We start from the raw sequence: 14623 nt of genomic DNA, 5'->3' as shown, positions 1-14623 counted from the left end.
TTAAAGTTGATAGAATAACGCTTTACCGTATCCGTGCATTAAAAGACTTTGGAGATGTTAAAAAAGGTGATCTTGGTGGCTGGGTAGAGAGTGAATGGAATCTTAGCCATGATGATAATTGCTGGGTTGGAGGCAATGCTTGTATTTATCAAAATGCATATATCTCTGAAAATGCGAAGGTTTATGATGATGCCGAAGTTTATAATAACGCAAAAGTTCGTGGTAATGCCATAGTAGCCGGCGATACAGCATTTTATGGAAGTGACGCTATTTTAAGGTAGGGGGATAAATCATGGAAAAAAATACGAATTGACTAATGAAACCACCGATATTGTAAGTTGCCATACATTGTACCGCATTCGTGCTTTAAGAGATTTTGATGATGTTAAGGCTGGGGACCTTGGGGGCTTTATAGAAAATGAAAGCAATCTCTCTCATGATGGCAATTGCTGGGTCTATGATAATGCTTGTGTTACTTGGGGTTCAAAAATTTATGACAATGCAAAAATTTATAATAACGCCCGAGTATATGGTGGTGGTCGCATTTTTGAAAACGCACAGATTTACGGAAATGCAATTGTTTATCCCAATGCAAGAGTTTATGGCGACGCAAAAATTTACGGAGATTCAGAGATCTGCGGAGAAAGCCGTATCACAACAAACGAGAAAAAATAAATCATGTATAAATATGGAATTAAACCTACCTTGTGTGCACAGTTAGTTGTGAGAAATACTCACAATCTAGGTGAACTTTGTATCACTATCTCTGGGTATAAAGACGAGCCTTATGTAGATACCATAATTTCTGAAGACATAATGCAGCCTATAAAATCCAAACTCTAACAACCAAACCAACTTTTAAACACCAGCGTGATTCACGCCACGGGGGAATTGCGCTCAAATAGGAGGAAATCAAGATGAGTGAACAAAACACTAACCTAACAGAAATTGAAGAAACGCATCACTTAGCGGTTAAACAAACTGCTATGGAACGTATTTTAAACAGAGCCTTAGAAAATGACATCGATATGGACCGTCTCGAGCGTCTCATTGCCTTACGAGAAAAAGAAATAGAACGACAAAACTACGAAAGATTTGCCAGTGATCTTTCGAATATGCAAATAGAATATCAAAAAATACAAAAAAACTCTACNGAGCCTTATGTAGATACCATAATTTCTGAAGACATAATGCAGCCTATAAAATCCAAACTCTAACAACCAAACCAACTTTTAACACATGCGTGATTCACGCCACGGGTGAGTTGCGCGCAATGGAGGAAAACAATAATGACAAGTTCTTCTTTAATAACCATGGCAAGCAAATATGGATTTTCTCATGATGAATTTCGTAAAACAATTATCAAAACTTGTATCAATCATAACTTCTCTAATGAAGAATTCGCTGCTTTTATCTCGGTTGCAAATACTTATGGATTAAACCCATTAACAAAAGAAATCTATGCGTTCCCTAAAAAAGGCGGCGGTATTATCCCTGTTGTCTCTATTGATGGATGGATTAAGATCATTAAATCTAATCCTAAATTTGATGGCATGACTTTTCAAGATCAACTCGATAAAGATGGGAGTTTAATTGCCATTAAATGTGCTATTCATCTTAAAGGCATTAAAAACCCTATCGAAGTCACTGAATATTTAAATGAATGCGTGCAAGAAAAAAGTGAACCTTGGAAAAAATATCCAGCACGTATGTTACGTCATAAAGCAACTATACAATGTGCACGCTATGCTTTCGGTTTTTCCGGCATTTATGAAGAAGATGAAGCGGCTCGTATTAATAATAATACCACACAAGTACAACTTGTTTCTCATGACATGCTTATACAAATCCAAGAATTAATTGAAGAAACTGGAACCAATGAAGCAAGGATACTTGATTATGCAAAAGTCGAGAGCCTTGAAGATATTCCTGATGAAAAAGCAAAAATAATTTTTGATATATTGCAAGAGAGGCAAAAAGCTAAAACAGAGCAATCTCATTCACCACAAAAGAAAATAGACGCTCCTATACAAGAAGCAGAATACATTCATATCCAAGATATTGAATATGTACCAACTCAACAACAAACGGCGGTGTGAAATGGAACAAAGAACAGCAGAGTGGTTTCAAGCCCGCTTGGGAAAAGTCACCGCTTCAAACGTTTACAACCTACTGAGTAAAACAGCAAAGGGAATGCCTACAAGCAAATATGAAGACTACAAAATCAAACTTATAACAGAACGTTTAACTGGTGAAGTAAGCCAATCTTATCCAACTCCGGCTATGCAATGGGACATTGAACATGAAGAAGATGCCTTGAAAGAATATGCATTTATTTATGATACAGAGATCATAGAGTGTGGTTTCATACAACATCCCACAATCAAAATGGCTGGTGCTAGTCCTGATGGGTTTGTTGGTGATGACGGTTTAGTTGAAGTCAAATGTCCACAATCACCAAACCACTTACGCTTCTTTATAGATGACACTATAAAGCCTGAATATAGCGCGCAAATGCAATTCCAAATGGCTTGTACGGGACGAAAATGGTGTGATTTTATCAGTTATGACCCACGTTTTACGAGGTAATCAACATACTTACGCATGAAAATCAAACGCATTCACCGTGATGAAGAACAAATTGAAGAGATTAATCAAGCGGTCGAAGCCTTTTTAGCAGAGATAGAACAAGAAATGCAAAAGATTTTGACAAAAGCTGCTTGACTCTATGGGGGTGCTTTCTCCTCCCAGCACCCCCACCCATTTAGGTAATAAGTAATATAAAAATAGAAAGGTAATGAGATGATATTTGATGATGGCGATAGATATGTAACAACCGGTGAATGTGCACAGCTTTTTAGTGTATCAACCACAACGATTCGCAATTGGGTGCTTCAAGGGGAGTTTCCGCAACCCTATAAGCTAGGAAGAGCAGTGAGATGGAGAAAAAAAGAGATTCTAGCTTTTACTCCAAAGAAAAATACGGAGCAAATAACAACAAATTAAGTAAAATTGTATAAACCACAAGAGGTGGACTAAAAGGTGGTCTAAAAAATAGAAAATCAAATAAAAAATTATATATTTCAATATATTAAAGAGAAAAAATGGTGCCGCATGCCGGATTCGAACCAGCGACCCCATCATTACGAATGATGTGCTCTACCAACTGAGCTAATGCGGCATAGGTTTGTAAGTCAATGAAACAAAACTAATTTGAGGGTAATAGCTAAAAGTACGTATAAAAGCAAGAATGCATTTTTTCAATAATTTATACATATGATAATAATTTGAAGGAGAAGTATGTAAAAGTCAGAGGAAAGTATTCTTTGACCTTAATGCTATAAAATGCTTTCCAATTTACGATAGCACTTAAATTAAGAAGCTGGGAATGTAGATCTTTAGGATGAAAAATGGTGTCAAGATAACTTAGTAAAGATAAAAACATTTTCTGATTCTTAAGAAAGAAATTTGTTGTATAAGTGATTGGGAAAATAAAGATCATCATAAACCTTTTATAATGTGCAAATAAGATGAGTAGAATTATTTGAAAAGTTACTTCTCATTTTTATGGGAAGAAAAAGGGAGGAGGATTAATAAAATTAATCACGTTTTTTTATTTAAGAGGGAGTAAAAATCATGTCGGATGAAGATCGGCTGATAGAACTAGAAATGAAGCTAGTTTACCAAGAAAAATTCATTGAGGAACTTTCTCGAGTGGTAACTGATCAATGGAAAAGTTTGGATGAGATATCTAAAAAAGTTGATGTTTTAGCGAAACGATTTTCAGATTTAAAAGAACAGAGTGTGACTGAAGCTGTTATTTTACCATTTTCTCAATAGAGAGAAGATGCTTAAAATTTTTCTGCTAATAGTCTCTTGGATTTTTTTAGATGTAATAGGGTGGATGTCACAATGGGAGTAAGATGCGAAATATTCTTTATTACAATTGCAATTATTTACAGATTGGTTTTTGTTTAACGCATTTTGTTAGACTTGTAGAATAATTTTTATAAGCTTCTTCATTAATTTCAAGAAGTTCCAATTTTATAAGGAGTGCTGATATTAGAAGACGTTTTTTTATATGTGATTTCTAGTACTAAAATTAAGAAAAGTTTTTGTAGAGTATAAAGGAACATCCATAAAAATATATGAACTTCAATATGTTAAGTTTTTTCTGTACAGAATTTTCTATAGATGGGAGTTAGGTTTATTCGCTAGTTTTTATTAAATTGATACAAATGAAGTAATGTTATCATTATCTATAGAAATCATAAGTGAGCCCGTATAATTTATAACTGAGCGCATATATTTATAATAAAGCGTTTTAATCCATTCTGATGATCAAATGATTTTCAGTTGTTTTAATAGGGTGAGGTGCTCTAAGCGATACCTGTTGTGTATAGTACAGAGAGCTCTAGAAGTTTTTTTCAAGATCAAATGTACTCTTCGTTATATGTATATGATATTTTGTGAAAAGGCTTTTGTTTTTCGTAATTTAAGATACAAAATACTATTGCTAAAGCACCAAAGATAGACCATGCGGGTAAATAAGTGAGAGTAATGCAAATTGAGGACAGAAAATCAGGCATTACCTTGCATAGAGATTGATTAAGGTGATAGATATCTGTTTGCAGAAGGCTTGTTAAAATTTTATTAAAGGGGGTTGTTGTCCAATGTGATGTGATTACAGAGTGTGTGTTATCAATGACCAATGCTATAATGGTTAGTGTAACGAAAATGAAGGACATTAATTTAAATAAAGGGTGGAGCATATTTTTTCTTAAAACTTCAACGGGACATACGTATAATGCACAAAAAAATAAGGAGTTGCATTATGATAAGAAAATAAGTTTACGTTTGTTTTGTGTTTTTTGAAAGAGGTGCCTAATTTTTCAATAAAAGTTGAGGTTAGGTTCAACAAAAGTAGTGAGGCATGATGTCTGAAAAAAAGCACGAGGAATTGAAGCGTAGCCTTCAAAATCGCCATATTCAAATGATTGCTTTGGGTGGCGTTATTGGGACAGGACTTTTTTATGGATCAACCGAGGCAATTCAATTAGCTGGCCCCTCAGTTATTTTATCTTATCTTGCCGGCGGGCTTATTATGTATTTCATTATGCGAATGCTTGGTGAAATGTCAGTAGAAGAACCGTCTTCAGGAGCATTTAGTTTTTTTGCTTATAAATATTGGGGGAGATTAGCTGGTTTCATAACAGGTTGGAATTATTGGTTTCTTTATATTCTTGTGAGCATGGCTGAACTTACAGTGATAGGGTTTTACCTTGATCATTGGATTTTGATTGATCATTGGAAGACATCTTTCATTGTTCTTTTATTTGTTACATTTGTTAATTTGTTTAATGTTCGTTTTTATGGAGAATTTGAATTTGCTTGCGCTTTGATCAAAGTGGCTGCTGTTATTGGTATGATTATTTTTGGAATTTTTCTCATTGTCACTGGACTAGGAGAAAATCAAGCGAATATTCATTATCTTTGGGACCATGGCGGTTTTTTTCCTTATGGAGCAGTAGGGGTTGTTTTAGCAACTTCTGTAGTAATGTTTTCTTTTGGAGGAACAGAGCTTATTGGTATTGCTGCTGGAGAGGCATCTAATCCACAAAAAACAATTCCAGCGGCTATTCGTCAAGTTATGTGGAGGATTATAATTTTTTATATTGGTTCTATCAGCATTATTATGATAATCAGCCCTTGGAATATGATTGGAAAAAATGGTAGTCCTTTTGTCACAATTTTCGAGACTATAGGAATTCCTGCTGCTGGTCATATTTTGAATTTTGTGGTGATTATGGCTGCTATTTCTGTTTACAATAGTGGCATTTATTCTAATGGCCGTATGCTTTATAGTTTAGCTGTACAAAAAAATGCACCACATATTTTTAGTAAACTGAGTGCTGCTCGTGTTCCTTATATTGCTATCCTTTTTTCATCATTCTGTACGGTGTTGATTGTCGTTGTTAATGCTCTTGTTCCTGATAATAGTTTCATGCGGATCATGGCTCTTGCAACTGCAGCAGCAGTGATTACTTGGGCTATTATTGTTATTGTTCATTTGAAATTTCGCAATGCCCATAAGAACAGAAAAGGCAACTTTACTTATGCGTTTGGTTTATATCCTTACGCTAACTATCTTTGTCTCTTCTTTCTTGCTTTATTATTTTGCATTATGTTTATCAGTGGTTTTGGGCAAAATGGATTGATGACTCGACTTTTTGATATGATAGGAATAAGCGTGCCTTTTCTTGAAACATATATTCCTGTACAGATGCCTGATATGAGTTTGGCAGTCATTATTATTCCTCTATGGTGCTTATTATTACTTTTAGGTTATAAACTGAAACGATAGAGAAAGAAGAGCTAATAAAAGGGATTGATTGGAATAAATCTTGGGGACTATAAAATTTGATGAGGTAACACAAGTTTTTGGTGATTTGTGTGTTTTAAGAAATATTACTGTACAGCTTACCGAAAAACGAATTGCTGTTATAGGTGCGAATGGTTCTGGAAAAAGTACATTTGTTCGTCTTATTAATGGACTCCAATTACCATCTCACGGTTTTGTAAGCGTTGATGGGCTTGATACCAAGCGCGATGCAAAAGCAGTAAAGCGTAAAGTTGGATTTGTATTTCAGAATCCCGATAATCAGATTGTTTTACCATTAGTTGAAGAGGATTTATCCTTTGGTCTCAAAAATTTAAAGCTTAATAAAGATGAAATTAAGGAGCGTGTAGATGAAATTTTACAACGCTATGAACTTCAAGATTTCAGAAATCACGCTGTCCATTTATTAAGTGGTGGGCAAAAACAACTCGTTGCTATTTCCGGTGTAGTTGCAATGAAACCAGACTACATTATTTTTGATGAGCCGACAACATTACTTGATTTGCGAAATAAGCATCGCGTTACGCAAGTGATAGAAGAATTACCACAAACGGCAATAGTTGTATCGCATGATTTGGAGTTTTTGAAAAAGTTTGATAGAGTGCTGGTTTTTGATAAGGGGGAGATAGCAATTGATGATGTACCTTTTGTTGCTATCAAGGAGTATATAAGAAGAATGTCATGATCGGTTTATATATTCCAAGGGATACGTTTATTCATAGGTTAGGTCCTGGAGTTAAGTTATTATTTCTTACGGCGTGTGGAACTTTTATAATAATGGTTTCTTCCATAGCGCTTCTTGGGTTATTTTTGTTGTTGGTCATCTTATTCTATAGAGTCGCCAAGGTCCCTTTCAAAACTGCGATAAAGCAATTTAAATCGATGGGATTGCTTTTAGTTCTTCTATTTGTATTTCAAACTATTTTTAGCGGTTGGCTTACGGGGGTTGAGGTCATATTACGTCTTGTTATCCTCTTTTCTTTATCATCACTTATTTCATTCACAACAAAAGTTTCAGATATGGTGGATGCAATTGAAGCAGGCCTCCAGCCCTTTCGTTGTTTTGGTATAAATCCATCAAAAGTGAGTATGGTTATCTCTATGGCGATCAGGTTTATTCCTCTTTTGAGTGAAAAGTTTAATGAGGTACATGAAGCACAGCAAGCACGGGGACTTAACACTAACATTCTCGCTCTTGCGATACCTTTAATTATACGAACCATAAGAATGGCTTCAGAAGTGGCTGAAGCATTGGAAGCGCGTTCTTATGATGTTGATACCATTGATACAGCATCTCATAATAATCAAAGTTTTTTATAGTGAAAGAAGAATCAAATGAATACAAAAGATTTAGTTTATATTGCCTTATTTGCCGCTGTTTATGCTATTTTGGGCCTTTTCCCTTCTATTTATCTTCCTTTTTTTCTAGGGATACCTATTACAGCTCAATCGATGGGACCGATGCTAGCAGGGTCTATTCTTGGGGCAAAAAGGGGTGCTTTAGCGTCACTCCTTTTTCTTGTTCTTGTTGCGATTGGATTACCTCTGTTGCCTGGTGGTCGCGGTGGGATCAGTGTCTTTTCAGGGATTGCAAGTGGTTATTTAATAGGTTTTCCATTTGCCGCATTTTTTATTGGTTTAATGGTAGAATTGTTTTGGCAGCGGTTAAATTTTATAATATTATTTGTGATAAATACTGTCGGTGGCATTGGGATAGTTTATTCTTTTGGTGTTCCATGGACAGCTTATATGACCAAAGTTTCTTTACTGAATGTTTTAATGGCTTCATCAGTTTTTTTGATAGGCGATTGTTTAAAAGCGTTGATTGCATCCTTTATTGCACTCGCGATTAAAAGATCTGGTCCTCTCATTCATTCAAAGCATAATAACTAAAATAAATGCATTATTTTGTTATGCTGTTGTTATATAATATTCGTATATCACTATTATTGAATTTAACTATAGTAATTTATGATGTATTTAAACATTATAGAATCTAATATGATTCATATAAGTGATATTATTAAAATAAATTATTATAGTATTTTTCTCTATATCTAAGGTATTTAAAGTGTACTTTTATAAATCTGATACTTTTTATTAATTGTACAACAATAACGAAAGCTTTTCCCTAGTGAAGGAATAATTCAGTGAATACAAAAGATTTAGTTTATATTGCTTTATTCGCCGCTATTTACGCTGTTTTGAGTCTTTTTCCTCCTATTTATCTTCCTTTTTTGCTGGGTGTCCCTATTACAGCTCAGTCTATGGCTCCGATGTTAGCAGGCTCTATACTTGGAGCGAAAAGGGGAGCTTTAGCATCACTTCTTTTCCTTGCTCTTATTGCGATTGGGTTACCTCTATTGCCTAGTGGTCGTGGTGGAATTAGTGTTTTTTCAGGAGTTACGAGTGGTTATCTGATTAGTTTTCCATTTGCTGCATTTTTTATTGGCTTTATGGTAGAATTATTTTGGCAGCGGTTAAATTTTATAATATTATTTGTGATAAATACTGTGGGTGGCATTGGGATAGTCTATTCTTTTGGAATACCATGGGTAGCGTATATGACACAGGTTCCTTTGCTGACAGTTTTAATAAGTTCATTAGGTTTTTTGGTTAGTGGTTTCTTGAAAGTGCTGATTGCATCCTTTGTAGCGTTGACCATTAAAAAAACCGTTCCTCTCATTCATTCGGAAAAAGGGGCAGTTCTGTACTGAAGAACAAGTTTTCCAAATGTATGTAGATTAAAAAGCATCACGGAATACCATTTTGTTTTGTCTACTTTTTTATTGGTATTTTTCTGCATAGCTTTCAGAGGTAGCCATACGAAAATTGAATGTTTCGGCACCAAAATTCATTTTTGCTTTCAGGAGCAGCCCCTAAATAGCCAATTAATATTATATGCATAAAGCCTTAGAATAATTTATTATTTTTTAATATTTTTAGTTAATTAATCACTAATTTTTAAAGTATTAAATTATATTAATTGTACAAAAACATGGATAATTAAGTGTTCATCTAAAACTCTTGATGTATATAATACCCTTATAAATGTATTAATATGAGGTATAAAAATAAGATTTGAATGGGATGAAGCTAAAACAAAAAGTAATCTTAGAAAGCACCGTGTAAAGTTTTGAAATAGCGGCATATGTTTTTTCTGATCTATTCTCCATGGCTAAACAAGACCGTATTGAAAATGGAGAGTATGGTTAGCAAGCTTTAGTGCTTGTGGAGGTTTTTTATTACTATTCGTAGTGCATACTGTCCATGACGATAAAGATGGCATAGAGGTAATCCGTATTATTTCAGCACGGCGAGCCAATTTGAAAGAAAGGAAACGTTATAAAGAAGAAAGTTCGTTATGAAATTGAGGTAGGTAACTTATCAGCTTTGACAGATGAACAGAGAGTTGAAATTGATAAATTGGCTGTAATGTCGGATAGTGCAATTGATCATAGAGATATTCCGTCACTCAATGATGTGTTCTGGAAAAACGCCGTTTTCAATCCATTCTATAAATCACCCAAAACTGTTACAACAGTGCGTGTGGATTCAGACGTGCTAGCGTGACTTTAAAAGTCAAGGGAAAGGATATCAAATGCGGATTAACGCCATTTTACGTGATGCCATGCTTCGTTCAATGCGTTGACCTCTTTCCTGCGACAAAGAGTATCAAACTGCTTTCGATAGTTTTTTTATCTCCTTGTTGATTTCATCTATGAACGTTGAGAAGAGACAACGCCATTTAATCTAAACAGTTTTATAAAATCGGAAGTTTTACTATGGCTTTTTAACTGAGCACTGTAGTGTGTAAATAGATATATTTATTAAACTGCGTGTACGTAACATAAGAAACAATACACAAACTAAAAAGGAATACCAAAGAGCAATATCTGAGTACAAAAGTACAGCATCCCAATGGAAAAGAAAGCTTGTACTCCACATACCTAGAAATGACAGGTAAAGAAACCGTTTCTTTATAACTATTTGGGAAAATTAAAACGACAAGCGCTAAACTTATTAGTTTTAAGAATCTGTGCAAATACTGTTGTAAATCACGTGTTAGTTTCACCCAACCTGTTGTATCATCATCTTTATATTTTGGGGTGCTCTGCAATTCAGAAGGAATATTAGAATTGCATAAAATTTCAAAAACCGTTGTGACTATTACCAAAGAAACAGACGCGAATGTCAAAATACTCTGAATAAAGTCAAGATTTTTTTAATTCCTAAAAAACATAAAAATATAAAAGTTATAATGCCAAACAAGGTTCTTAGCTGCTTATTTGTAAATATATTTATTTCCTGTGGAAAAATTATGATCTCAATTTCTTAAATTATTTTCTGATATAAAAATACAATCTATCTTTTATTTTAATAGCAATGTCTTCTATTGCATCCAGTTGCTTTTAATATTTTAGTTAACCTCGTTTATGATTTATCTATAGTTGATGATAGCTTTAAACACAGAGCTCCATAATCCCAAACTCTCGCTTGCATTTTGGTACCCAAATCCACCTTTCAAAAAAGCCCATAGCACTGGCAACCCTTTCATAAAGATTAAAGAAAAGCTCTGTTATTTCAAAAATATATGAAAGTGACTCATAACTGCCGCAACATTTTTTGTGCTGATGCTGGCTATTCATGTTTTAAAAAAACAAATATTTTGAAATTCGTGTATCCTAAAATCCTTAATTTGTATTAATGGATTTATTTACTTTATAAATTTGATACTATAGAGCCATTTTGGCTTCTAGAAATATATTATACATTAAAAAAACTTTTTAATCACTCTTTAAATGCATATCCAATCCAAAAATGATCAGCACTTTTCACTATTTTGCTATTTTTTAGAAATCTATTTTAAACTCTCCTATTATTAGTTTATGAAGAGTTTTGGTTCGTGAAAGAAGATCTTTTTCAATCTCTTCACAATACTTAGAAAAATCTGTTGCTTTTGGAATGATTTTTTTAGACATGCTTTCTACGTTGCTCTGCAAAATGCGTTTTAAGGACTCTTTCAAAATCAATAAGGAAATACCTTTGAGTTCAGTTTGATAAGCTTGAGAAGAGGTGTCATCGTCCATATCTTTTCGCTTGTGGAAGCTACCACAAGAGAACAAGCGAAAAAAGTATTAAAGATATCATCATTTGAAGCTTTTACAGCAATAAACCTGTGAAGCCATAGGCAAGTCTCAAGTGCATTTTCTTCATTCGGTTTTTGTTTTTAATTTTTCATACGACACACTGCTATTTCAGGTTATTTCTTTGGGTTGATTAAGATTTGTAAGGAAAGTTGATTGACAAGCAGTTAAGGCTGAATTTAAAGACTGGGATTATAAAGCCCAAGGGCTGACAGAAGCCGGTGCGGCTCTCGTGGCCTTGGCTGTCACGGCGGTTACGGGCGGAGCAGCCTCGGGCGCTGCCAGTGCCATTACCGGTGCTTTGGGGCTTGGCTCGAGCACCGCCATGAATGCAGCGATACAGGCAGGTGTCCAAGCACTGATTAACAAAAGCGCTGTGGCTCTTGTCAATAATCGCGGCAACATTGCCGGCGCTTTGCATGAGCTTGGCTCTTCAAAGAATGTTCTCAGCATTGTTTCGTCGATGTTGACAGCAGGCTTAACCAGCCAAATAACGGAAATGGCAGGTGTTGGACAATCTTTGCCAAAAACCGCTCCTTTTGTCGATCGTATCGCCAGTGAAGCGGAAAAGAACCTGATCAAAGCCGCCATTGGCACGGGCGTGCAAACGGCTCTTGAGGGTGGCTCTCTTGACAAGAACTTTTTTAACAATCTGCGCATCGCCCTGTCTGATACGGTTGGCAAATCGTTGGCGGAAGAAATCGGTACCGCCAAGGCAGAAGGCAAAATAGATACGGTCACGCAAATCGTTGCCCACGCCGGTCTTGGCTGCTTAAAAGGCACTGTTGCGAGCGGTGCTTGCTCTGCCGGTGCTGTGGGGGGTGCTGTGGGCGAAGCCACTGCTATGCTCCAGTTTCAATTGTGGGTGCAAGGCATTGTGAAAGAGGAAATGGGGGACCTAAACGGTCGCACCCCAACTGCGGAAGAGGAAGCGCGTATAAACGCAAAGATTGAAGCACAGTTTTCTGATTTTAATGATCATGCCATTGATATCGCGCGCATAGCGGGGGGCTTTGCTGCTGCCCTTGCTGGTGGTGATGTCAATACTGGTGCTGATGCCGCAGGTAATGCTGCCGAAAATAATTTTCTTCCTGCGGTAGCAGCTGCTGTAGCGTTCATTGTGTCGCTTACGCCACAAGAGTTGGCAGCTCTGTCTCTTTTTATGGCTGGTGGAGCAACTATTGTTCAATCTCCTAACAATAGAACCGCTATAGCTGATTTCCTTACCTATTGGTTTGCATCGAAAAATTCTGCAGAAGATAGCGAAAAAACAAATCAAAACTCAAAAGAAGAAAAAAATAAAAATTCTCAGGCGAGTGGCAAAGACCCACAAAACAATAATGACGATGATAATGATGGAAAGGGTAAAAAGCTTAATAAAGGTAGGGAACATCATGACAAAAAACGCGATGAGGAAAAACAAAGATTAGAGGAGGAAGGATTTTCACCAAGCGAGGGAGAATTAACGATTGAAATTGAAATTACGACAGATAAAGGCACAATTAAAGCAAGAACACGTCCTGATATTACTTATATTGAGGATGGTGAACCTGCATTTAGTGAGACAAAAACTGGTAAAGCCAAATTAAATGAAGTGCAGAAAGGTTTAAGAGAAATATGTAAAACAACAGGAAGCATAAAATTTTGTGGCTCTAAAGCTGAAGAGTATCTTAAGCAAAAGAAAGAGAAGTTTAATAAATACCAAGAAAATCTCAAAAATTTTATAGAAAAGGAGAAACCAACTGAGGATCAAATAAAAGTATTTAATAAAGAGTGGCCTAAAAAACAATTGAGTAAGAAATGGGAAAAAGGACCACGCAAATATAAACTCAACCAATATCCAAGTTATTTAGAAGAAAAGTGAAGTATTATGCAAACCAAAGATGTAACAGAGATTTTAAAAAAACATAGTTGGGAGCCCCATCGCGATGAAGTTGGAGATACATTTGCTTATTATCATCTTTCTGATCGTATAATACGCATTCTTTACGATGTTGTAGATTATGGAGAAGATGGTGGAAAGTTGTGGCTATCAGTTTCTCTTACCACCGCCGCTTATTGCCTTGCTGGGAAATATTCTAGAGGTGAACAGTCGCGCTATAAATATGACGATATGTTGATTTCTGCAGAAGAAAATTTTGGAGTTACGGCACAGAATCTTTCAGAAAGTCATATCGAGGACGCCTTAAACAAAGTAATTGCTTGGGCGCAAGCACAGGATATTGAACAAAAATTACGTGAAGAAGCCGTCAATCATTCTGCTGTTGCAAAAGCATTGCTTGGTGATATTAATGCTTTAAGATCTGATAAACCGGCACCCCAATTACATGTTCCAGAATTTGCGGATTACGCAACCATAGAATGGATTGATCGCCTTATTTTATTTGCACAAGCCTATAAGAATGGGGAGTTAGACGATATTCTAACGCGCAAAAAGCCCAAACAGCGCTCGATGAGCCTTACTGCAGCAAGCCGTATTCTCAAAACGCAAGGGTGGTTTTCTACGGAACTTGGAAAGATGTGGCTCTCTTTGCCAGATCGTTTTATTCAGTTTGATTTTGGTTTTGTACGTCTTCTCGATAATTACAATGTCCGTCTTGAAGCTGAGGTTTCTAACGAAGAGATTTCTGTAGCTTGTCGTTGTATGCGCTATAGGGGAGAATATAATTGGATACGACCTACGGATATTTATAAGTCTTTTAACACGATTGGGGGAGGGATTTTTAGCGGTTTTGGTAAAGGAATTGATATTTGTGTGGGAATATTAAATGATCACGAGCTTATCAAAATTTCTGAGCGGATAATACAATGGGCACGCACCCAAGACTTGCAAGCATCGATAGAAAGTAAAACACTTGTTAAAAAATATAGTTACGATATAGACATAGTCTGGCATTTAGCTTGTTTAGCATTAACAGGTAAAATTGATGTGCTGAAATCTTATCAAAATTTTTTAGAAGCTGGTACGATTTCTGAACATTTGGATGATAATGACGTAGAAAAATATGTTAACCATGCCGTTGAATTTGCTGAAGAACATCTGAAAATCCTTAATGAGCGAGAAGCAGCAGAAGCA

Annotated in this window: 13 protein-coding genes, 1 tRNA gene and 5 pseudogenes; 16 read left to right on the top strand and 3 right to left on the bottom strand. The window is 35.7% G+C overall.

Translation table 11 applies throughout. From position 1 onward, the window contains the following. From ACFIK2_RS07035 to ACFIK2_RS07010, 6 genes and pseudogenes are all read left to right on the top strand, one after another. On the top strand, window positions 1–281 hold a 281-nt coding region (locus ACFIK2_RS07035), incomplete at its 5' end, for a hypothetical protein (RefSeq protein ID WP_375677070.1). Window positions 282–309: 28 nt separating this feature from the next. After that, a complete protein-coding gene (locus tag ACFIK2_RS07030) occupies window positions 310–675 on the top strand; it encodes a hypothetical protein (protein ID WP_375642946.1) in 366 nt (121 codons plus the stop codon). Window positions 676–917: 242 nt separating this feature from the next. Beyond that, a pseudogene (locus tag ACFIK2_RS07025) lies at window positions 918–1172 on the top strand (recombinase); the annotation flags it as partial. A gap of 117 nt (window positions 1173–1289) precedes the next feature. Beyond that, a complete protein-coding gene (gene bet, locus ACFIK2_RS07020; protein WP_375634987.1) occupies window positions 1290–2099 on the top strand; it encodes a phage recombination protein Bet in 810 nt (269 codons plus the stop codon). Window position 2100: 1 nt separating this feature from the next. After that, window positions 2101–2724, top strand: a pseudogene (locus ACFIK2_RS07015) (lambda exonuclease family protein). Window positions 2725–2802: 78 nt separating this feature from the next. Continuing rightward, entirely contained in the window at window positions 2803–3006 is a 204-nt protein-coding gene (locus ACFIK2_RS07010) for a helix-turn-helix transcriptional regulator (RefSeq protein WP_375634989.1), read from the top strand. 99 nt (window positions 3007–3105) lie between these two features. Here ACFIK2_RS07010 and ACFIK2_RS07005 read toward each other — a convergent pair. Then, window positions 3106–3181: transfer RNA gene (locus ACFIK2_RS07005), tRNA-Thr, on the bottom strand. 455 nt (window positions 3182–3636) lie between these two features. Here ACFIK2_RS07005 and ACFIK2_RS07000 point away from each other — a divergent pair. The 6 genes from ACFIK2_RS07000 (at window position 3637) to ACFIK2_RS06975 (ending at window position 9117) form a co-directional block, all read left to right on the top strand. Continuing rightward, the gene (locus ACFIK2_RS07000; RefSeq protein ID WP_375634991.1) at window positions 3637–3840 is read left to right on the top strand and encodes a SlyX family protein; all 204 of its coding nucleotides are present in this window, start codon (window positions 3637–3639) and stop codon (window positions 3838–3840) included. A 1096-nt stretch (window positions 3841–4936) separates the two neighbouring features. Further along, entirely contained in the window at window positions 4937–6364 is a 1428-nt protein-coding gene (locus ACFIK2_RS06995; protein ID WP_375634993.1) for an amino acid permease, read from the top strand. Window positions 6365–6404: 40 nt separating this feature from the next. Beyond that, window positions 6405–7085: an energy-coupling factor ABC transporter ATP-binding protein gene (locus ACFIK2_RS06990; protein WP_375618715.1), complete on the top strand. Its 681-nt coding sequence runs from the start codon at window positions 6405–6407 to the stop codon at window positions 7083–7085. Continuing rightward, window positions 7082–7720, top strand: a complete 639-nt coding sequence (locus ACFIK2_RS06985) for an energy-coupling factor transporter transmembrane component T family protein (RefSeq protein ID WP_375640707.1) — start codon at window positions 7082–7084, stop codon at window positions 7718–7720. The genes ACFIK2_RS06990 and ACFIK2_RS06985 overlap by 4 nt, the downstream gene beginning before the upstream one ends. 15 nt (window positions 7721–7735) lie before the next feature. Further along, on the top strand, window positions 7736–8293 hold the full coding sequence (locus ACFIK2_RS06980; RefSeq protein ID WP_375677069.1) for a biotin transporter BioY: 558 nt from the start codon (window positions 7736–7738) through the stop codon (window positions 8291–8293). Window positions 8294–8550: 257 nt separating this feature from the next. Further along, window positions 8551–9117 (top strand): biotin transporter BioY, encoded by a 567-nt coding sequence (locus tag ACFIK2_RS06975; RefSeq protein ID WP_375633212.1) that lies wholly within the window; start codon window positions 8551–8553, stop codon window positions 9115–9117. On the opposite strand, the pseudogene ACFIK2_RS06970 reads toward ACFIK2_RS06975, so the two are convergent. Next, a pseudogene (locus ACFIK2_RS06970) lies at window positions 9111–9307 on the bottom strand (single-stranded DNA-binding protein); the annotation flags it as partial. The gene ACFIK2_RS06975 and the pseudogene ACFIK2_RS06970 overlap by 7 nt on opposite strands. Window positions 9308–9793: 486 nt before the next feature. Here ACFIK2_RS06970 and ACFIK2_RS06965 point away from each other — a divergent pair. Beyond that, entirely contained in the window at window positions 9794–9973 is a 180-nt protein-coding gene (locus tag ACFIK2_RS06965; protein ID WP_375618712.1) for a hypothetical protein, read from the top strand. Window positions 9974–10001: 28 nt separating this feature from the next. Continuing rightward, window positions 10002–10052: a hypothetical protein gene (locus ACFIK2_RS06960; protein WP_375618717.1), complete on the top strand. Its 51-nt coding sequence runs from the start codon at window positions 10002–10004 to the stop codon at window positions 10050–10052. A gap of 131 nt (window positions 10053–10183) precedes the next feature. On the opposite strand, the pseudogene ACFIK2_RS06955 reads toward ACFIK2_RS06960, so the two are convergent. Next, window positions 10184–10699: pseudogene (locus tag ACFIK2_RS06955) on the bottom strand (hypothetical protein). A gap of 1008 nt (window positions 10700–11707) precedes the next feature. Here ACFIK2_RS06955 and ACFIK2_RS06950 point away from each other — a divergent pair. Together ACFIK2_RS06950 and ACFIK2_RS06945 are read left to right on the top strand one after the other, a co-directional pair. After that, window positions 11708–13411, top strand: a pseudogene (locus ACFIK2_RS06950) (DUF637 domain-containing protein); the annotation flags it as partial. A 6-nt stretch (window positions 13412–13417) separates the two neighbouring features. Then, the coding region (locus ACFIK2_RS06945) for a DUF6990 domain-containing protein (protein ID WP_375677068.1) at window positions 13418–14623 on the top strand (1206 nt) is incomplete at its 3' end.

The sequence above is a fragment of the Bartonella sp. AP88XZML genome, assembly GCF_042195565.1.
Classification (GTDB): Bacteria; Pseudomonadota; Alphaproteobacteria; order Rhizobiales; family Rhizobiaceae; genus Bartonella.
This window is presented reverse-complemented; position numbering and strand designations above follow the sequence as displayed.

Excerpts from the sequence above, each read along its gene's own strand:
- bet (WP_375634987.1), top strand. The coding sequence starts at position 1,290 with ATGACAAGTTCTTCTTTAATAACCATGGCAAGCAAATATGGATTTTCT.
- ACFIK2_RS07010 (WP_375634989.1), top strand. The coding sequence starts at position 2,803 with ATGATATTTGATGATGGCGATAGATATGTAACAACCGGTGAATGTGCA.
- ACFIK2_RS07000 (WP_375634991.1), top strand. The coding sequence starts at position 3,637 with ATGTCGGATGAAGATCGGCTGATAGAACTAGAAATGAAGCTAGTTTAC.
- ACFIK2_RS06995 (WP_375634993.1), top strand. The coding sequence starts at position 4,937 with ATGTCTGAAAAAAAGCACGAGGAATTGAAGCGTAGCCTTCAAAATCGC.
- ACFIK2_RS06985 (WP_375640707.1), top strand. The coding sequence starts at position 7,082 with ATGATCGGTTTATATATTCCAAGGGATACGTTTATTCATAGGTTAGGT.
- ACFIK2_RS06980 (WP_375677069.1), top strand. The coding sequence starts at position 7,736 with ATGAATACAAAAGATTTAGTTTATATTGCCTTATTTGCCGCTGTTTAT.